The sequence below is a fragment of the Enterobacter sp. 148H3 genome (assembly GCF_034107425.1).
Taxonomy (GTDB): Bacteria; Pseudomonadota; Gammaproteobacteria; order Enterobacterales; family Enterobacteriaceae; genus Enterobacter; species Enterobacter vonholyi.
Genome location: NZ_JAWNEI010000001.1, coordinates 51,329 through 71,381 on the forward strand (window position 1 = coordinate 51,329; position 20,053 = coordinate 71,381).

13 protein-coding genes and 1 pseudogene are annotated in these 20,053 nt (G+C 58.5%); 10 read left to right on the top strand and 4 right to left on the bottom strand.

The window, feature by feature from the left end; translation table 11 throughout:
- Positions 1 to 14: 14 nt before the first annotated feature.
- The 5 genes from hscA to sseB all read left to right on the top strand — a co-directional run bounded on the left by hscA (position 15) and on the right by sseB (position 4,601).
- Complete coding sequence (gene hscA, locus USH94_RS00265) at positions 15 to 1,865, top strand: Fe-S protein assembly chaperone HscA (protein ID WP_111965144.1); 1,851 nt, start codon at positions 15 to 17, stop codon at positions 1,863 to 1,865.
- 1 nt (position 1,866) lies between these two features.
- Positions 1,867 to 2,202 carry an ISC system 2Fe-2S type ferredoxin gene (fdx, locus tag USH94_RS00270; protein WP_003860652.1) on the top strand — a complete coding sequence of 112 codons (336 nt, stop codon included), beginning with the start codon at positions 1,867 to 1,869 and terminating at the stop codon, positions 2,200 to 2,202.
- A 1-nt stretch (position 2,203) separates the two neighbouring features.
- Positions 2,204 to 2,404, top strand: coding sequence for a Fe-S cluster assembly protein IscX (gene iscX / locus USH94_RS00275; RefSeq protein ID WP_003860650.1), 201 nt, complete (start codon positions 2,204 to 2,206; stop codon positions 2,402 to 2,404).
- 60 nt (positions 2,405 to 2,464) lie between these two features.
- A complete protein-coding gene (pepB, locus tag USH94_RS00280; RefSeq protein ID WP_047173878.1) occupies positions 2,465 to 3,751 on the top strand; it encodes an aminopeptidase PepB in 1,287 nt (428 codons plus the stop codon).
- A 73-nt stretch (positions 3,752 to 3,824) separates the two neighbouring features.
- Positions 3,825 to 4,601 carry an enhanced serine sensitivity protein SseB gene (gene sseB, locus USH94_RS00285; protein ID WP_045399624.1) on the top strand — a complete coding sequence of 259 codons (777 nt, stop codon included), beginning with the start codon at positions 3,825 to 3,827 and terminating at the stop codon, positions 4,599 to 4,601.
- A 17-nt stretch (positions 4,602 to 4,618) separates the two neighbouring features.
- On the opposite strand, the gene USH94_RS00290 is transcribed toward sseB, so the two are convergent.
- The 4 genes and pseudogenes from USH94_RS00290 to USH94_RS00305 form a co-directional block, all read right to left on the bottom strand.
- Complete coding sequence (locus tag USH94_RS00290) at positions 4,619 to 5,389, bottom strand: MurR/RpiR family transcriptional regulator (RefSeq protein WP_111965145.1); 771 nt, start codon at positions 5,387 to 5,389, stop codon at positions 4,619 to 4,621.
- A complete protein-coding gene (gene sseA / locus USH94_RS00295) occupies positions 5,389 to 6,234 on the bottom strand; it encodes a 3-mercaptopyruvate sulfurtransferase (protein ID WP_111965146.1) in 846 nt (281 codons plus the stop codon). The genes USH94_RS00290 and sseA overlap by 1 nt, the downstream gene beginning before the upstream one ends.
- A gap of 90 nt (positions 6,235 to 6,324) precedes the next feature.
- Complete coding sequence (locus USH94_RS00300) at positions 6,325 to 7,692, bottom strand: 6-phospho-alpha-glucosidase (RefSeq protein WP_111965147.1); 1,368 nt, start codon at positions 7,690 to 7,692, stop codon at positions 6,325 to 6,327.
- Between the two features lie 12 nt (positions 7,693 to 7,704).
- Positions 7,705 to 9,248 (bottom strand): annotated as a pseudogene (locus tag USH94_RS00305) (PTS transporter subunit EIIC).
- Positions 9,249 to 9,534: 286 nt separating this feature from the next.
- Here USH94_RS00305 and USH94_RS00310 point away from each other — a divergent pair.
- The 5 genes from USH94_RS00310 to rodZ all read left to right on the top strand — a co-directional run bounded on the left by USH94_RS00310 (position 9,535) and on the right by rodZ (position 20,043).
- A complete protein-coding gene (locus USH94_RS00310) occupies positions 9,535 to 14,487 on the top strand; it encodes an alpha-2-macroglobulin family protein (protein ID WP_111965149.1) in 4,953 nt (1,650 codons plus the stop codon).
- Between the two features lies 1 nt (position 14,488).
- On the top strand, positions 14,489 to 16,813 hold the full coding sequence (pbpC, locus tag USH94_RS00315) for a peptidoglycan glycosyltransferase PbpC (protein ID WP_111965150.1): 2,325 nt from the start codon (positions 14,489 to 14,491) through the stop codon (positions 16,811 to 16,813).
- Positions 16,814 to 16,969: 156 nt separating this feature from the next.
- A complete protein-coding gene (gene ndk / locus USH94_RS00320; RefSeq protein ID WP_003860625.1) occupies positions 16,970 to 17,401 on the top strand; it encodes a nucleoside-diphosphate kinase in 432 nt (143 codons plus the stop codon).
- Positions 17,402 to 17,570: 169 nt separating this feature from the next.
- On the top strand, positions 17,571 to 18,737 hold the full coding sequence (locus USH94_RS00325) for a bifunctional tRNA (adenosine(37)-C2)-methyltransferase TrmG/ribosomal RNA large subunit methyltransferase RlmN (protein ID WP_014171168.1): 1,167 nt from the start codon (positions 17,571 to 17,573) through the stop codon (positions 18,735 to 18,737).
- Positions 18,738 to 19,029: 292 nt separating this feature from the next.
- Positions 19,030 to 20,043 (top strand): cytoskeleton protein RodZ, encoded by a 1,014-nt coding sequence (rodZ, locus tag USH94_RS00330; RefSeq protein ID WP_111965151.1) that lies wholly within the window; start codon positions 19,030 to 19,032, stop codon positions 20,041 to 20,043.
- Positions 20,044 to 20,053: the final 10 nt, after the last annotated feature.

Consider the following 20,053-nt stretch of genomic DNA (forward strand, 5'->3'; position numbering starts at 1 on the left):
TTTCGGAAGCAATTATGGCCTTATTACAAATTAGTGAGCCTGGCTTAAGTGCCGCACCGCACCAGCGTCGTCTGGCGGTGGGTATCGATCTGGGCACCACCAATTCCCTCGTGGCGACCGTGCGCAGCGGCCAGGCGGAAACGCTGGCCGACGAGCAGGGGCGCCATCTGCTGCCTTCCGTGGTCCACTACCAGCAGCAGGGTCACGCGGTAGGCTATGACGCCCGCGCTAACGCCGCGCGCGATCCGGCCAACACCATCAGCTCCGTCAAGCGCATGATGGGCCGCTCGCTGGCCGATATTCAGACCCGCTACCCGCATCTGCCGTATCAGCTGCAGGCCAGTGAAAACGGCCTGCCGATGATTGCGACCGCGGCCGGTCTGCTGAACCCGATTCGCGTTTCCTCCGACATCCTCAAAGCGCTGGCTGAGCGCGCTACGGCGACGCTCGGCGGCGATCTGGACGGCGTAGTCATTACCGTTCCGGCCTATTTTGACGATGCACAGCGCCAGGGCACCAAAGACGCCGCGCGTCTGGCGGGCCTGCACGTGCTGCGTTTGCTGAACGAACCGACGGCGGCTGCGATTGCCTACGGCCTCGATTCCGGTCAGGAAGGGGTGATCGCGGTTTACGATCTCGGCGGCGGGACGTTTGATATCTCTATCCTGCGCCTGAGCCGCGGGGTGTTTGAAGTGCTGGCGACCGGCGGGGATTCCGCGCTGGGCGGTGATGACTTCGACCACCTGCTGGCGGACTACATCCGCGAGCAGGCGGGCATCAGCGATCGCAGCGATGCGCGCGTACAGCGTGAACTGCTTGATGCGGCCATTGACGCCAAAATCGCCCTGAGCGATGCGCAGTCCGTAAGTGTGAACGTTGCGGGCTGGCAGGGAGAGATCACCCGCGACCAGTTCAACGAACTGATTGCGCCTTTAGTTAAACGCACCCTGCTGGCCTGCCGTCGCGCATTGAAAGATGCGGGCGTTGAGGCGAACGAGGTGCTGGAAGTGGTCATGGTGGGCGGTTCGACCCGCGTGCCGCTGGTGCGCGAGCGCGTGGGCGAATTCTTTGGCCGCACGCCGCTGACCTCCATCGACCCGGACAAAGTGGTTGCCGTGGGCGCCGCGATCCAGGCCGATATTCTGGTTGGCAACAAGCCGGACAGCGAAATGCTGCTGCTGGACGTCATCCCGCTGTCGCTGGGCTTAGAAACCATGGGCGGCCTGGTGGAGAAAGTGATCCCGCGTAACACCACCATTCCGGTGGCGCGCGCGCAGGAGTTCACCACCTTTAAAGACGGCCAGACCGCGATGTCCATCCACGTGATGCAGGGTGAGCGCGAGCTGGTGCAGGACTGCCGCTCTCTGGCGCGCTTTGCGCTGCGCGGAATTCCAGCGCTGCCTGCGGGCGGGGCGCATATTCGCGTTACCTTCCAGGTGGATGCGGACGGCCTGCTGAGCGTCACGGCGATGGAAAAATCCACCGGCGTGGAATCGTCCATTCAGGTGAAGCCGTCCTACGGCCTGACCGATGGCGAAATCGCCTCCATGATTCAGGACTCAATGAGCTACGCCGAGCAGGATGTGAAGGCGCGTATGCTGGCGGAACAAAAAGTGGAAGCCGCACGCGTGCTGGAGAGCCTGAACGGCGCGCTCGCTGCCGACGCCGCGCTGCTCAGCGCCGCTGAGCGCCAGGTGATTGACGACGCTGCCGCGCGCTTAAGCGCCGTGGCCGAAGGCAATGACGCTGACGCAATAGAAGAAGCCATTAAAAACGTTGATAAACAAACCCAGGACTTCGCTGCTCGCCGCATGGACAAATCTGTCCGCGTCGCGCTGAAAGGCCAGTCCGTGGACGAGGTTTAATATGCCAAAGATTGTTATTTTGCCTCATGCGGACCTCTGTCCGGATGGCGCTGTTCTGGAAGCGAAGACCGGTGAAACCATTCTCGATGTAGCCCTGCGTGCAGGTATCGAAGTGGAACACGCCTGTGAAAAATCCTGTGCCTGCACCACCTGCCACTGCATCGTGCGTGAAGGTTTTGACTCTCTCGCCGAGAGCACCGAAGATGAAGACGACATGCTGGATAAAGCATGGGGTCTGGAGCCAGACAGCCGCTTGAGCTGCCAGGCCGCGGTGACCGATGAAGATCTGGTCGTGGAATTCCCACGCTACACCATCAACCACGCACGCGAGCATTAATATGGGACTGAAGTGGACAGACAGCCGTGAAATCGGCGAAGCGCTCTACGACGCGAACCCGGATCTCGATCCGAAGACCGTACGATTCACCGATATGCATCAGTGGATCTGCGATTTAGAGGATTTCGACGACGATCCAAACGCATCCAATGAAAAAATTCTGGAGGCGATTCTGTTAGTCTGGTTAGATGAAGCAGAATAAATAACAAAACGGGCTGCCTTCAGGCGGCCCGTTTGCTAGTTGCTAATAAGGAAAAATAAAATGACCGAAGCGATGAAGATTACGCTCTCTACGCAGCCCGCCGACGCGCGCTGGGGCGAGAAAGCCAGCTACAGCATCAACAACGACGGTATTACCCTGCACCTGACGGGCAACGACGATTTGGGTCTGATCCAGCGTGCTGCCCGCAAAATCGACGGTCTGGGCATTAAGCATGTCTCGCTGGAAGGTGAAGGCTGGGACACCGACCGCAGCTGGGCATTCTGGGCGGGTTACAAAGGGCCGAAAGGCAGCCGCAAAATTGAGTGGGCGAACCTCGACGAAGCCGGTCAAAAAGAGCTGGAAAGCCGCCTGCAAATCATCGACTGGGTGCGCGACACCATTAACGCTCCGGCGGAAGAGTTAGGCCCTGAGCAACTGGCGCAGCGCGCGGTTGACCTGCTGTGCGGCGTGGCGGGCGACAAAATGTCCTACCGCATCACCAAGGGTGAAGACCTGCGCGAGCAGAACTACATGGGTATCCACACCGTGGGCCGCGGCTCCGAGCGTCCACCGGTGCTGCTGGCGCTGGACTACAACCCAACCGGCGATAAAGCAGCGCCAGTCTTTGCCTGCCTGGTAGGTAAAGGCATCACCTTCGACACCGGCGGCTACAGCCTGAAGCAGAGCGCGTTCATGGACTCCATGAAGTCCGACATGGGCGGTGCGGCAACCATCACCGGCGCGCTGGCGTTTGCCATCACCCGCGGTCTGAAAAAGCGCGTGAAGCTGTATCTGTGCTGCGCGGACAACATGGTGAGCGGTAACGCCTTCAAGCTGGGCGACATCATTCGCTACCGCAACGGTAAAAACGTTGAGGTGATGAACACCGACGCCGAAGGCCGTCTGGTGCTTGCCGATGGCCTGATCGACGCGTCTGCCCAGAAGCCTGAGCTGATCATCGACATGGCGACCCTGACCGGCGCGGCGAAAACCGCCCTGGGCAACGATTACCATGCGCTGTTCAGCTTCGACGACAAGCTGGCCGCTCGCCTGCTGGCAAGCGCCGCTGCGGAAAACGAACCGTTCTGGCGTCTGCCGCTGGCCGAGTTCCACCGCAGCCAGCTGCCGTCCAACTTTGCCGAGCTGAACAATACCGCCAGCGCGGCGTACCCGGCGGGTGCAAGCACCGCGGCAGGCTTCCTGTCCCACTTCGTTGAGAATTATCACGAAGGCTGGCTGCACATCGACTGCTCCGCGACGTACCGTAAAGCGGCGGTGGAGCAGTGGTCCGCGGGCGCGACCGGTCTGGGCGTGCGTACTGTGGCGAACCTGCTGACGGCTGAGTAATCTTCATTGCCCTCACCCTAACCCTCTCCCACGGGGAGAGGGCCGGGGGGGAAATGCATCATCTGGAATTGCTATGTCCGAAACCAAAAACGAATTAGAAACCCTGCTGGAGCAGGCGGCGACCGAGCCCGCCCACCGTCCGGCATTTTTCCGCACCCTGCTGGAATCGACCGTCTGGGTGCCGGGTACCGCCGCGGAAGGTGAGCAGGTCGTAGAAGACAGCGCGCTGGATCTGCTGCACTGGGAGAAAGACGACGGCACGTCGGTGATCCCGTTCTTCACCTCGCTGGAAGCGCTTCAGAAAGCGGTAGAAGATGAACAGGCGTTCGTGGTGATGCCGGTGCGTACTCTGTTTGAAATGACGCTAGGCCAGACGCTATTCCTCAACGCGAAGCTGCCGACCGGGAAAGAGTTTACGCCGCGTGAAATCAGCCACCTGATTGGCGAAGAGGGCAACCCGCTCAGCACGCAGGAAGTGCTGGAAGGGGGCGAAACGCTGCTGCTCTCTGAGGTGGCCGAGCCGCCCGCGCAGATGATTGATTCCCTGACGACGCTATTCAAAACCCTGAAACCGGTTAGACGCGCGTTTCTCTGCTCCATTAAAGAGCGTGCGGACGAACAGCCGGTTCTGCTGATTGGTATTGAGGCGGACGGCGATATCGACGACATCATTCAGGCGGCGGGAAGCGTGGCGACCGACACGCTGCCGGGCGACGAGCCGATTGATATCTGCCAGGTGAAGAACGGCGAGAAGGGCATCAGCCACTTTATTACCGAGCACATCACCCCGTTCTACGAGCGTCGCTGGGGCGGCTTCCTGCGCGATCTCAAAACCAACCGCATCATCTGATTACGGCGGGGTGAATATCACCCCGTTGCTTCCAGCAGCAGTAAATCCATCAGCAGCACCAGATTCGACTCAAACGACGTCACCCCTGCCGCTTCGGCGGCGAAGTGTACCGCTTCGTCATAGAGCGCAAAATGCACGTCAGCCATTCCCGCCAGCGTATTGGCGGAGGCGCGGGTAAACGCGACGATCGTCATACCGACGTTTTTGGCTATCCGCGCTTTATCCAGCACCTGTTCCGTTTCGCCGCTGCGCGAGACGGCAATAAACACCTGATAGCGGGCGGCGTTGCTGAGGAAAATATTCCGGCTGTCTCCCGGCCCGGAAATAAACGCCGTTTTGCCCAGTACCTGCAGCTTCTTGGTCAGGTACTCCGCAAACAGATAAGAAAACCCGGCGCCGTAGAGAAAGAAACTCTCTTTCTGGTGCAGCAGGTTAGCAAACTGCTGGCGTTTCACCTGGGTAACCCACTGAAAGGTATGCTGATAGTTGGCTATAAACTGATTAAACAGCACCGGGAGTTCAGGACGCGACTGCGCCTGAGCGGCAATATGCGGCGTGTCGGAGAGCAGCTGCTTGCAGTGCCAGATAAACTCGCTAAAGCCGCTGAACCCCAGCTTCTGGCACAGCCGCATAATGGTGGCGGTAGAAACGAACGTCGCCTGCGCCAGCTCGCGAACCGTGATGTTGCCTACCAGCAGCGGATGCTCCGTGAGGTGGGCGAGGACGCGATACTCCGCGCGGGTCAGAGACGTCCCGCGCGTTAACAGCGTGGCCAGGCGGTTATTCATTATTTCGCGGGTTCGACAGGCAGATCGTCTCGCGCACCCCATTCGCTCCAGGCGCCGTCGTAGAGCGTGACGTCGCTTACGCCGAGCGTGGCGAGCGCCAGAATCACTACGCAGGCCGTTACGCCGGAACCGCAGCTGGCAATAATCGGACGATGTAAATCAACCCCTGCCTGGTCAAAAATAGCGCGCAGCTCGTCGGTGGTTTTCAGCTCGCCCTCAAACACCAGATCGCCCCACGGCACGTTCAGTGCGCCCGGAATATGTCCGCGCTTCAGCCCCGGACGCGGTTCATCCGCTTGGGCATTGAAGCGCGGAGCAGGGCGGGCATCAACGATTTGCGCCGTTTTTTCATGGCTCACGACCAGCACGTCGGTCAGGCGTTTCACCACGTGGGTGTCAAAGGTCGCGTCGAATTCGCCTTCCGGCAGCGTTACGCCACCCTGCTGAAGGGGCAGTTCGTCGCGCTTCCAGCCCGCCAGCCCGCCCGCCAGAATCGAGACTTTTTCTACGCCGAAGTTTTTCAGCATCCACCACGCGCGCGGTGCGGAGAAGAGGTTACCTTCATCATACACAACGAGGTGCTTATCTTTGCTGATGCCCAGCTCGCGCATCGCCACGGAAAACGCTTCCGGGCGCGGCAGCATGTGCGGCAGGGGAGAGTTGTGATCGGAAAGGGCTTCGATATCAAAAAATACCGCGCCAGGCAGATGCCCGGCACGGTATTCACCGGGCACGTCACGATGCTCTTGTCCCGGAGGGGCCATACGCGCGTCAATAATCTGAACTTCCGGATCGTCGCCGTGCTCAATCAGCCAGTCGGCAGCGACAAAATATGAGGTGGACATGGGTTGCCTCCATTCTTTTCCGTAAAAAAGGATTGTCGGTGTTTTTTCTGACACCGACAAGCAAACCACGTTCAACTCGCGAGCAAGCCCCTATTTTTTCACCGGTTCGCCGTCCTGCCAGGCTTTTTGCAGCGCAGGCCAGTAGTCGCGGTTGGCCTCGATCATCTCATCAAGAATCACTTTCGCATGTTCCATGGTCGGCACGGTGCGGTTGAGGGTGAACGCCTGCAGGGCTTTCTCATAGCTGCCCTCGATGGTCGCCTCCACCAGAAGCTGTTCCGAGGCGAGCTGCTGTTGCAGCAGGGTCTGATGGAACAGCGGCACCTGACCGAGGCAAATCGGTTCCGGGCCTTCGGCGGTGATATAAGCGGGCACTTCGACCACGGCATCATACGGCAGGTTGGCGATCGCCCCACGGTTTTCCACCATTACCAGATGTCGGCTGCGCAGGTTAAAGGCCAGCGAGCAGGCGACATCAACAATAAACTCGCCGTGGACGCCCACGTGGAAGGCATCCGGTAGGATCCCGGTTCGCTTATATTCTTCGGCAGCGGCGAACAGCTTTTTCTCACGCCCGTCCATCACTTCATTGGCGCGGGTATAGTCCGGGTTCTGATGCTCCACAATCTGGTTCGGCATCAGGTAGTACTGCAGATACGGGTTCGGCAGATACTCCGGGAAGTTGTCCATGATCGGCTTGATATTGCGCCAGGTCTTCACCCATGAAGGATCGGAATGCTGCGGATCGGTTTTAGCCGCGTCTTCCGTCAGCAGGCCAAACTTTGCGATATGCTTACGCAGCTCGGGCAGCTTGTCTTCGCCGTCCACCAGCACGCGGGTAAACCAGCCGAAGTGGTTCAGTCCGAAGTAGTCGACCTCCAGCTTGTGGCGATCGACACCCAGAATTGCCCCCATATTGCGCATCGCGGCCACCGGCATATCGCAGATATTCAGCACCCTCGCGTTCGGGCGCAGACGCCGCACGCCCTCCGCGACGATCGCCGCCGGGTTGGAATAGTTCACGATCCAGGCTTTTTCATGCGCGTAGCGATCGACCAGATCGATAAGCTCCACCATCGGCAGGATCGTGCGCAGGCCGTAGGCAAGCCCGCCGGGTCCGCACGTTTCCTGGCCCACCACGCCGTGACGCAGCGGGATCTTCTCATCCTGCTCGCGCATTTTATACTGGCCAACGCGCATCTGGGCGAAGACGAAATGCGCGCCGCTGAAGGCCACTTCCGGATCGCTGGTGACGGTAAATTTGATGCTCTGACTGTGGTCGCGAATCACCTTCTCGACGACGGGCGCAATGGTGCTTTGACGCGCCTCGTCGATGTCATAAAGGCGGATTTCGGCCAGAGGGAAATCCTGCAGGCGCACCATCAGGCTTTTCACAATACCCGGCGTGTAGGTGCTGCCGCCGCCGGCAATCGACAGAATGAATGGGGGTGTAAACATCTTTAGCTCCTTTCAGAGAAACGTCTCAACGGCTTCTCGCATTTTTTGACGTGCAGCCCGTAGACCACCTGAACGTTGTTACCTTGTTTGATAATCCCTTTCGCGCCGGTCGCCTTCAGCCGCGGCTCGTCGATAATGGCGACGTCCTTCACCGTGACGCGTAAGCGGGTGTAGCAGTTATCCACGACCTGAATATTTTCCCGGCCTCCGAGACCTACCACGATGGATTCGCCCAGCCCGTCGTTATTCCCCTTCGCCTGGTATTCCTGCTTGCTGTAAAGGCGCGTTTCCTTGTCGTCATCCTCACGGCCCGGCGTTTTCATGTTGAAGTGCAGGATCAGGAAGCGGAACACCACGAAGTAGAGGGCAAACACGATCAGCCCCACCACGATGTACATCGGCCAGTTGGACTTCTCCGTGCCGAGCGGCAGGTTGTAAAGGATGAAGTCGATAATCCCGTTGGCGCCGATGGCGTGAACGCCCAGCAGCGAGAACAGCATCATGCCGATGCCGGTCAGCACCGCGTGCACCACGAACAGCAGCGGGGCGACGAAGAGGAATGAAAACTCAATCGGCTCGGTCACGCCGACCAGCAGCGAGGTCAGCGCCGCGGGGATAAGAATGGCTTTCGCAATGACTTTACGCTCCGGCTTTGCGGTCATATACATCGCCAGCGCGGCGGCAGGCAGGCCGAACATTTTGCTGATGCCGCGCGCGTCCCACACCACCGTGCTGCTGAGCTGCTTCACGTCCGGGCAAGCCATCTCGGCGAAGTAGATATTGCGCGCGCCCTGATAGGTTGCGCCGCACACCTCCTGCGTACCGCCCAGCTCGGTATAGAGAAACGGCGTATAAACCAGATGGTGCAGGCCAGTGGGAACCAGAATGCGTTCCAGGAAGCCGTAGATGGCCACGCCAAACGGTCCGGAGCCTTTGATGGCAAGCGCCAGGGCGCTGATGCCGTGCTGGGCAAAGGGCCACAGTTCACTCATCACCACGCCGAGCAGCATGGAGACGGGGAGCATGACGATGGCGACAAAACAGTGGCCGGAGTAAATCGCCATCGCGCCGTTAAACTGTACGCCGGAGTATTTATTGTACAGATATCCGGAGAGCGCCCCGGTCAGGATCCCGGCAAAGACCCCCATCTCCAGCACCTGCACGCCCAGCACCATAGTCTGTCCGGCCGCTCTCATCTGAGCTGCTGGTGCCAGCGCGCCCTGCAGCTGCAGCGTGACGTTCATGGCGTTGATGAACACGATAAAGGTGACAAGGCCAATCAGTGCGGCATAGCCTTTATCACGCGTCGCCAGACCAATCGGAATACCGACGGCAAACACCAGCGCCAGGTTAACCAGCACCGACACGGCAGATTTCGCGATAAGCTGACCAGTATGCTGAATCAGAGGATGTCCGAGAAACGGCAGGTACTCCGCGAGATTACCGTTACCCAGCACGTTACCAAAGGCGATAAACAGACCGACGATCGGTAAGATAAGTACCGGTCCGTACAATGATTTTCCGAAATTTTGTAGGGCGTTCACGGCTCGTTTCATGGCTTTCTCTCTTATTGAACCGCGCACTCGGGGTGCGTCATGGTCATAAAACTAGCAGTCTTCAGGCACGTTTATCCAGCTATCTTATTGTTTTAAAAACAAATGACTTGGAAAGTAACATGTGACGTTATGTCTTGTGATCGCGGTTCCATCACGGCGTAGCGGCGTGATGCCATTCTGCGAGGCGCTTTCCAGACTCTAAAATTGGACTTTTTGAATTAATGAAACTTGCGGATAATACTTATCCGGACGACGACCAACAGGCCCCCCGGGCCAGGGACAAAGGATGAAACCGTTTCGCTTAGCCGCGCTCTCTCTTGCGCTGCTTACCACGTTTACGCTTGTCGGCTGTGATAACAGCGACGATAAATCTCAGGCTGCGGCTCCCGCGGCATCCACCGCATCCACACCAAAAGCCGCGGAAAAGCCCAATGCTGAAACGCTGGCTAAACTGGCCGCCCAGAGTCAGGGAAAAGCGCTGACCTTGCTGGATGCCTCTGAAGTCCAGCTAGACGGTGCTGCCACGCTGGTGCTGACCTTTTCTGTTCCGCTGAATCCTGAACAGGATTTCGCGAAAACAGTGCATGTCGTGGATAAGAAAAGCGGCAAGGTTGACGGGGCGTGGGAACTTGCGCCTAACCTGAAAGAGCTTCGCCTGCGCCATCTGGAGCCTAACCGCAACCTGGTCGTCACCGTTGAACCAGGCCTGCAGGCGCTGAACAAAGCGACGTTTGGTACTAATTATGAGAAAGCCCTGACCACCCGGGACATTGAGCCCACCGTCGGTTTTGCCAGCCGCGGCTCGCTGCTGCCGGGTAAAGTGGTGGAAGGTCTGCCGGTGATGGCGCTCAACGTCAACAATGTCGATGTCAACTTTTACCGCGTGAAGCCTGAATCGTTGGCCTCCCTTGTTAGCCAGTGGGAGTACCGTAACTCGCTGACCAACTGGGAATCCGACAACCTGCTGAAGATGGCGGAACTGGTTTACACCGGTCGATTCGATCTTAATCCGGCGCGCAACACGCGCGAAAAATTGCTATTGCCTCTGAAGGATATTAAACCGCTCCAGCAGTCTGGCGTTTATATCGCGGTCATGAACCAGGCCGGGCACTACAATTACAGCAACGCCGCGACGCTCTTTACCTTAAGCGATATTGGACTGTCCGCTCACCGTTATCATAACCGCCTGGACATCTTCACCCAGAGCCTGGAAAACGGGGCGGCGCAGTCCGGGGTTACCGTTACCCTGCTGAATGACAAAGGGCAGACCCTTGCCGAAGCAAACAGCGATGCCGACGGCCATGCGAAGCTTGAAACCGACAAAGAGGCCGCGCTGATTCTGGCCAGCAAAGACGGCCAGACCACGCTGCTTGACCTCAAGCTGCCGGCGCTCGATCTGGCGGAGTTCGATATTGCCGGTAGCCCCGGCTACAGCAAGCAGTTCTTTATGTTTGGCCCGCGCGATCTCTACCGCCCGGGTGAAACGGTGATCCTCAACGGCCTGCTGCGCGACAGTGACGGTAAGCCACTTCCGGATCAGCCCGTGAAGCTTGACGTGCTGCGTCCGGATGGACAGGTCGCGCGTACCATTGTCGTCAAGCCAGAGAACGGGCTCTATCGCTTTAACTATACGCTGGACAGCGGAGCGCAGACCGGCATGTGGCATATACGCGCCAACACGGGCGATAACCTGCAGCGTCTGTGGGACTTCCATGTCGAAGACTTCATGCCAGAGCGCATGGCGCTCAACCTGAGCGGACAAAAAACGCCGGTATCACCGCAGGATAACGTCGACTTTAACGTGGTGGGCTATTACCTTTATGGCGCACCGGCCAACGGTAATTCTCTGCAGGGCCAGCTTTTCCTGCGTCCGCTGCGAGACGCGGTGTCTGCGCTGCCGGGCTTCCAGTTTGGCGATATCGCCGAAGAGAACCTGAGCCGCAGTCTTGATGAAGTGCAGCTTACGCTTGATGAGCAGGGGCGTGGGCAGGTTTCTACCGAAAGCCAGTGGAAAGAGGTGCATTCTCCGCTGCAGCTGATATTGCAGGCCAGCCTGCTGGAGTCCGGTGGCCGTCCGGTAACGCGTCGTGCTGAGCAGGCTATCTGGCCGGCGGCTGAGTTGCCGGGGATTCGCCCTCAGTTCGCCAGTAAAGCCGTTTATGACTACCGCACCGATACCACCGTCAACCAACCGATTGTTGACGAGAACGGCAACGCCAGCTTCGACATCGTGTATGCCAATGCCAGCGGAGCGAAAAAAGCGGTTTCCGGGTTACAGGTTCGCCTGATCCGCGAGCGCCGCGACTACTTCTGGAACTGGTCTGAGAGCGAAGGCTGGCAGTCTCAGTTCGATCAGAAAGACCTGGTCGAAGGCGAGCAGGAGCTGACTCTCAAGGCCGATGAGACGGGTAAAGTCACCTTCCCGGTGGAGTGGGGTTCTTATCGTCTGGAGGTGAAAGCGCCTGATGAGATGGTCAGCAGCGTGCGTTTTTGGGCGGGGTATAGCTGGCAGGATAACAGCGACGGCACTGGGGCAGCGCGCCCTGATCGCGTGACGCTGAAGCTGGATAAGCCAGCCTATCAGCCAGGCGACACCATTAATCTGCACATTGCAGCGCCGGCCGCAGGCAAGGGCTATGCGATGATCGAATCCAGCGAAGGGCCGCTGTGGTGGAAGGAGATCGACGTACCGGCAAACGGGCTTGATCTCGCTATCCCGGTCGACAAAGCCTGGAGACGTCACGATCTTTATCTGAGTACGCTGGTGGTACGTCCTGGGGATAAATCCAAATCCGCTACGCCGAAACGCGCGGTCGGCCTGCTGCATCTGCCGATGGGCGACGAAAACCGTCGCCTGAATATTGCGCTCGATACCCCACAGAAAATGCGTCCAAACCAGACGCTCTCGGTGAAGGTGAAAGCCAGCGTGAAAGAGGGGGCCGTGCCGCAGAAGGTGAACGTCCTGGTATCGGCGGTGGACAGCGGCGTGCTGAACATTACCGATTACGTGACGCCTGATCCCTGGCAGGCTTTCTTTGGTCAGAAGCGCTACGGCGCGGATATCTACGACATTTATGGCCAGGTCATTGAAGGGCAGGGCCGCCTGGCCGCGCTGCGCTTCGGTGGCGATGGGGATGAACTGAAGCGCGGCGGCAAACCGCCGGTGAACCACGTCACCATCATTGCCCAGCAGGCACAGCCGGTCACGCTGGATGCCAACGGGGAAGGCACGATTACGCTGCCGATTGGAGACTTTAACGGTGAGCTGCGTCTGATGGCGCAGGCCTGGACGGAGGACGATTTCGGTAGCAGTGAAAGCAAGATTATTGTGGCCGCGCCGGTTATTACCGAGCTTAATACCCCACGCTTCCTGGCAAGTGGGGACACCTCACGCCTGACGCTGGATCTAACCAACCTGACCGACCAGCCGCAAACGCTGAACGTTGCCCTGACCGCAACAGGCAAATTATCGCTGGAAGGCGGGCAGCCGCAGCCGGTGCAACTGCCTCCGGGGGCACGAACCACCCTCTTTATTCCGGTGCGTGCGCTGGAAGGCTATGGTGACGGTGAGGTGACAGCACAGGTTACCGGCCTGCAGCTTCCGGGCGAGACCTTTGCGCCACAGCAGAAGAGCTGGAAAATCGGCGTGCGTCCGGCGTCCCCGGCGCAGACGGTCAATACCGGTGCCATGCTGAACCCTGGCGAATCCTGGACCGCACCGGCGCAGCACAGTAACGGTTTCTCTCCTGCCACCCTGCAGGGGCAACTGCTGCTGAGCGGAAAACCACCGCTCAACCTGGCGCGCTACATTCGTGAGCTGCAGGCCTATCCGTATGGCTGCCTGGAGCAGACCGCAAGCGGCCTGTTCCCGTCGCTCTACACTAACGCGGCGCAGCTTACGGCGCTTGGCATCAAAGGTGATAAGGACGATAAACGCCGTGCCGCCATTGATATCGGTATTTCCCGTCTGCTGCAGATGCAGCGTGAAGACGGCGGGTTCGCGCTGTGGGATAAAAACGGTCCGGAAGAGTACTGGCTGACGGCCTACGTGACCGACTTCCTGGTGCGCGCGGGCGAGCAGGGTTACAGCGTACCTGCCGATGCGGTGAATAACGCCAATAGCCGCCTGCTGCGCTACCTGCAGGATCCGGGCATGATGTCCATTCGCTACAGCGACGATACTCAGGCCAGTAAATTTGCCGTGCAGGCCTATGCCGCTCTGGTGCTGGCACGTCAGCAAAAAGCACCGCTGGGAGCTCTGCGTGAAATCTGGGAACGTCACGCTCAGGCGGCGTCCGGGCTACCGCTGATGCAGCTGGGCATGGCGCTCAAGCTGATGGGCGATGCGCCGCGCAGCCAGCAGGCGCTGGATCTGGCGCTCAAAACACCGCGTAACGACAGCAAAACCTGGATGGCCGATTACGGCAGCCAGCTTCGCGATAACGCGCTGATGCTCTCCCTGCTGGAGGAGTACAAGCTGCTGCCGGATGCGCAGAATACGCTGCTGAATGCTCTGTCTGAACAGGCCTTCAGCCAGCGCTGGCTGTCAACGCAGGAGAGCAACGCGCTGTTCCTGGCCGGACGTTCGCTGCAAACCTTGTCCGGTACATGGCAGGCGAAAACCTCTCTGTCTGAGACCGCATCAGGCGGCGATAAGTCACTGGTACAAAACGTGAGCGGCGACCAGCTTGGCGCGCTGCAGGTGACCAATACCGGCACGACTCCGCTGTGGGTGCGTCTGGACAGCACCGGCTATCCGGAATACGCCCCTCAGCCGAGCGCGAACGTGCTGCAGGTTGAACGTCATATCCTGGCAACCGACGGCAGTACTAAATCACTCTCTTCCCTGAAGAGCGGTGAGCTGGTGCTGGTGTGGCTGGAAGTTAAAGCCAGCCAGAACGTGCCGGATGCGCTGGTGGTGGATCTCCTCCCTGCGGGTCTGGAGCTGGAAAACCAGAACCTGGCAAGCAGCAGCGCCAGCCTGCAGGACAGCGGTAGTGAAGTACAGAACCTGCTCAGCCAGATGCAGCAGGCGGACATTCAGCATATGGAATTCCGCGACGACCGCTTTGTGGCCGCCGTGCCGGTAAATGAAGGTCAGCCGGTCACGCTGGTCTATCTGGCGCGCGCCGTGACGCCGGGAACCTACCAGGTGCCGGTTCCGATGGTCGAGTCCATGTATGTGCCGCAGTGGCGGGCAACGGGGGCGGCCAGTGGCCCGCTGATTGTTGTTCCGTAATATGCGAATGGCACGTTTGACACGCTCCCGCTGGCTCTGGCTGGCGGGAGCGCTTCTCGTTTTATGGGGGCTAATTGTCGCCGCCGACCGCCTGTGGCCGTTGCCTCTGAAAGAGGTTAACCCTGCCCGGGTGGTGGTGGATGAGAAGGGCACGCCGCTCTGGCGTTTTGCCGATAGCGATGGGATCTGGCGCTATCCGGTGACGATCGAAGAGGTATCTCCCCGTTATCTTGAGGCGCTGATTCAGTATGAAGATCGCTGGTTCTGGGATCACCCCGGCGTAAACCCGCTTTCTGTTCTGCGCGCTGCCTGGCAGGATCTCACTTCCGGAAGAGTGGTTTCTGGCGGCAGCACGCTCACCATGCAGGTCGCGCGACTGCTGGACCCGCATCCGCGCACCGTTGGCGGCAAAATTCGCCAGCTCTGGCGTGCCATGCAGCTGGAGTGGCATCTTTCCAAGCGTGAGATCCTCACGCTCTATCTCAACCGCGCCCCGTTTGGCGGTACGCTGCAGGGCGTGGGGGCTGCAAGCTGGACGTATCTGGGCAAGCCGCCGTCGCAGCTCAGCTATTCCGACGCGGCGCTGCTGGCGGTGCTGCCGCAGGCACCGAGTCGTTTACGCCCGGACCGCTGGCCTGAACGGGCCGAAGCGGCGCGCAACAAAGTGCTCGACCGCATGGCGACGCAGGGCGTCTGGTCCGCAAAGCAGGTCAAAGAATCCCGTGAAGAATCAGTATGGCTGGCACCCCGGCAGATGCCGCAGCTGGCGCCGCTCTTTGCACGGATGATGCTCGGCAAAAGTCGCGACACGAAAATTGTCACCACGCTGGATGCCGGACTGCAGCGGCAGCTGGAAGAGCTGGCAATGAACTGGAAATCCCGCCTGCCGGCACGCAGCTCGCTGGCGATGATCGTGGTCGATCATACCGATATGAAAGTGCGCGGCTGGGTGGGGTCGGTGGATATCAACGATGACACGCGTTTCAGCCACGTGGATATGGTCAATGCGATCCGATCGCCGGGATCGGTGTTAAAGCCCTTTATCTACGGCATGGCGCTGGATGAAGGACTGATCCATCCCGCCTCGCTGCTTCAGGACGTTCCAAGAAAAACCGGTGATTATCGCCCGGGAAATTTTGACAGCGGTTTCCACGGACCGGTCAGCATGAGTGAAGCGCTGGTGCGCTCTCTCAACCTGCCGGCCGTACAGGTGCTGGAAGCCTACGGACCAAAACGGTTTGCCGGGATGCTGAGCAATGCAGGCTTGCCGCTGATCCTGCCAGCGGGGGCGCAGCCAAATCTGTCTCTGATCCTCGGCGGGGCAGGCGCGCGGCTGGCAGATATCACCGCTGCCTACAGCGCCTTTGCCCGACACGGTAAGGCGGGAAGGCTGCGCCTGCAGCCGGGCGATCCGCTCACTGAACGCCCTTTATTATCGCCAGGCTCGGCGTGGATTATTCGCCGTATTCTGGCCAATGAAGCGCAGCCGTTGCCGGATAATGCGCTACCGCAGGTTGCGCCGCTGGCGTGGAAAACCGGCACCAGCTACGGCTACCGTGATGCCTGGGCCATCGGTCTGAATGCCCGTTACGTGATAGGCATCTGGACCGGGCGACCGGACGGTACGCCCGTGGCGGGACAGTTTGGGTTTGCCAGCGCGGTGCCGCTATTAAACCAGGTCAATAACCTGCTTCAGTCGCGCTCAACGGTAGACGAAGCCCGCCTGCCGCGCGATCCGCGTCCGGAGAGCGTCGGGAGGGGCGTAATCTGCTGGCCGGGCGGCCAGTCGCTGCCGGAAGGCAGTGAAAACTGTCGACGTCGCCTGTCGACCTGGCTGCTGGATGGGAGTGAACCGCCCACACTGCTCTTGCCCGAACAGGAAGGCATACGCGGGATCCGTTTCCCGGTCTGGCTGGATAAATCAGGTAAACGCGTGGCGGCAGATTGCCCGGATGCTACAGAGAAAGTCCTGGATGTCTGGCCACTGCCGCTGGAGCCGTGGCTACCCGCAACCGAGCGTCGTGCGGTACGGGTCCCTCCTTCATCAACAACCTGTCCTCCGCTGTCGCAGGACGCACCTGCGCCACTCATTCTGACAGGCGTGCGCGAAGGGGCCGTCATCAAACGTCTGCCGGGGGAACCCCGCGTTTCGCTGCCGCTTCAGGCGACCGGCAATAGCGGTGAGCGCTGGTGGTTTTTGAACGGTGAACCGCTGAATGTGAAGGGAAGAGTTTACACATTACAGCTTGATAAACCGGGCGATTATCAGTTACTCGTTATGGATGAGACCGGGCAGGTCGCGACGGTGAATTTTACGCTGCAGTGACCTGAAAAAAGCTTTCTGATGTGAGCTGTTGCTAAAACTCGTCTTATTTTAAAAAAATGTTACCTGAATCCATAGGCAATGGCGCCATTGCTCATTATAATCCGCGCCACACCATACTCAGGTATGCAAAACAACAGAACATTGACAGAGGTTATCATGGCTATTGAACGTACTTTTTCCATCATCAAACCAAACGCGGTGGCAAAAAACGTTATTGGCAGCATCTTCGCTCGCTTTGAATCTGCAGGGTTCAAAATTGTTGGCACCAAAATGCTGCACCTGACCGTTGAGCAGGCTCGCGGCTTCTACGCTGAGCACGAAGGTCGCCCATTCTTTGACGGCCTGGTTGAGTTCATGACCTCCGGTCCAATCGTGGTCTCCGTGCTGGAAGGCGAAAACGCAGTGCAGCGTCACCGTGATCTGCTGGGCGCAACCAACCCGGACAACGCGCTGGCTGGTACTCTGCGCGCTGATTATGCAGATAGCTTCACCGAGAACGGTACCCACGGTTCTGACTCTGTTGAATCTGCTGCACGCGAAATCGCTTTCTTCTTCGCTGAAGGCGAAGTGTGTCCACGTACCCGTTAATTTAACGGTTTCGTTTACACATTATTTTCGTAAATGCCGCGTCCAGACGTGGCATCCCTGCGCCAGACTTTGTACAATGCAACGCCCCGGACGAGCAGACCGCTTTCCGGGGCGTTTCTATTCAACCCTCCATGGGCCATAACGTGTAACAACGAGGCCGGTAAATATTATGTCTGAATTAGTGAATACCTCCGAAGTCGCCATTCCTGCGGTTCCCAATAAAAATGGAAAAATCAACCTGCTGGATCTGAACCGTCAGCAGATGCGCGAGTTCTTTAAAGAGATGGGCGAAAAGCCGTTTCGTGCCGATCAGGTCATGAAGTGGATGTACCATTACTGCAGCGACAATTTTGATGACATGACTGACATCAACAAGGTCCTGCGCAACAAGCTCAAAGAAGTGGCTGAAATCCGCGCGCCGGAAGTGGTGGAAGAGCAGCGCTCCGCGGATGGCACCATCAAATGGGCGATTGCGGTTGGCGATCAGCGCGTTGAAACCGTCTACATCCCGGAAGAAGACCGCGCTACGCTGTGCGTCTCCTCCCAGGTTGGCTGCGCGCTGGAGTGCAAATTCTGCTCAACCGCGCAGCAAGGCTTTAACCGTAACCTGCGCGTTTCAGAAATTATTGGCCAGGTCTGGCGTGCCGCGAAAATCGTGGGCGCGGCAAAAGTAACCGGTACGCGTCCTATCACCAACGTGGTGATGATGGGGATGGGTGAGCCGCTGCTGAACCTGACCAACGTCGTTCCGGCGATGGAAATCATGCTGGATGACTTCGGTTTTGGTCTGTCCAAGCGTCGCGTCACGCTGTCTACTTCTGGCGTTGTGCCTGCGCTGGACAAGCTTGGCGACATGATTGACGTCGCGCTGGCGATCTCCCTGCACGCGCCAAACGATGAAATTCGTGACGAAATTGTGCCGATCAACAAAAAGTACAATATCGAAACCTTCCTCGCTGCGGTGCGTCGCTACCTGGAGAAATCCAACGCCAACCAGGGCCGCGTCACTATCGAGTACGTGATGCTTGACCACGTCAACGACGGTACTGAACATGCGCATCAGCTGGCTGAATTGCTGAAAGATACGCCATGCAAAATCAACCTGATCCCATGGAACCCGTTCCCGGGCGCGCCGTATGGCCGTAGCTCGAACAGCCGTATCGACCGTTTCTCCAAGGTGCTGATGGAATATGGTTTCACCACCATCGTGCGTAAAACCCGTGGTGATGACATTGATGCCGCATGCGGACAGCTGGCGGGCGATGTTATTGACCGTACCAAACGTACCCTGCGTAAACGCATGCAGGGCGAGACGATCGCGGTTAAAGCTGTTTGATTATTATGCACTCACGGCGCATTATCTGCGCCGTGAGGCATAGTCTTATGAATAATCAGTCAGATTCGTGATGACTGAACAATAATTACGGTGCGTTTCATCCGAGTTTCGGGCAGTATGTAACGACGTAACAACAGTTTAGCCGTACGGGCAGGGCTGTACTGTCATCTCCGGGCTGACAGTCTTATACTCTCTGTTCAAGGTTAACTGACCAGAAGTTTCGCGGTGCGGGTAGCATTGTGACTCACCGGCACCTGAACCCTTATTTTTCACGTACCAGTAGTTGTAGCGAATGAATACTGAAGCCACTCACGACCAACATGAAGCACTCTCCACTGGCGTTCGTCTTCGCAACGCCCGTGAACAACTCGGACTCAGCCAGCAAGCCGTTGCGGAACGCTTGTGCCTGAAGGTTTCCACGGTTCGCGATATTGAAGAAGATAAGGCACCTGCCGATCTGGCTTCAACGTTCTTGCGCGGTTATATCCGCTCTTACGCAAAACTGGTGCATATCCCCGAAAACGAATTACTGCCAATGATGGAGAAGCAGGCGCCGGTCCGTGCAGCAAAAGTTGCGCCGATGCAGACCTTCTCTCTGGGGAAACGTCGTAAAAAACGTGATGGCTGGCTGATGAGCTTTACCTGGCTGGTGCTGTTTGTGGTGATCGGTCTGACCGGTGCATGGTGGTGGCAAAACCACAAGGCGCAGCAGGAAGAGATCACCACCATGGCCGATCAATCGTCTGCTGAACTCAACCAGGCCGGAAATGATAACGCCCAGAGCGTGCCGCTGAATACCGACGGTGCGGCGTCCTCCAGCGAACCACAGACCGCAGCGCCAGACGCGTCTGCAACCGGTGCGGCACAGGCTCCTGCAGCAACGGCTGACACCACTGCGCCGCAGGCTCAGGATCAAAACGCGGTTGTTGCCCCTTCTCAGGCAAATGTTGATACGGCGGCGAACGCGCCTGCGGCTACTCAGCCTGCAGACAATACCGCAGCGTCTCTGCCAACCAGCCCGGCGGATACTGCGACAGCAGCCGATCCTAACGCACTGGTGATGAATTTCAGCGCCGACTGCTGGCTGGAAGTTACTGACGCGACAGGTAAAAAACTGTTCAGCGGCCTGCAGCGTAAAGATGGCACGTTAAATCTAATCGGCCAGGCTCCTTATAAACTTAAAATCGGCGCTCCGGCAGCGGTACAGATCCAGTATCAAGGAAAACCTGTCGACCTGAGCCGCTTTATCAGAACTAACCAGGTTGCACGTCTTACCGTTAATGCCGAACAATCAGCAGCACAGTAACAGACGGGCA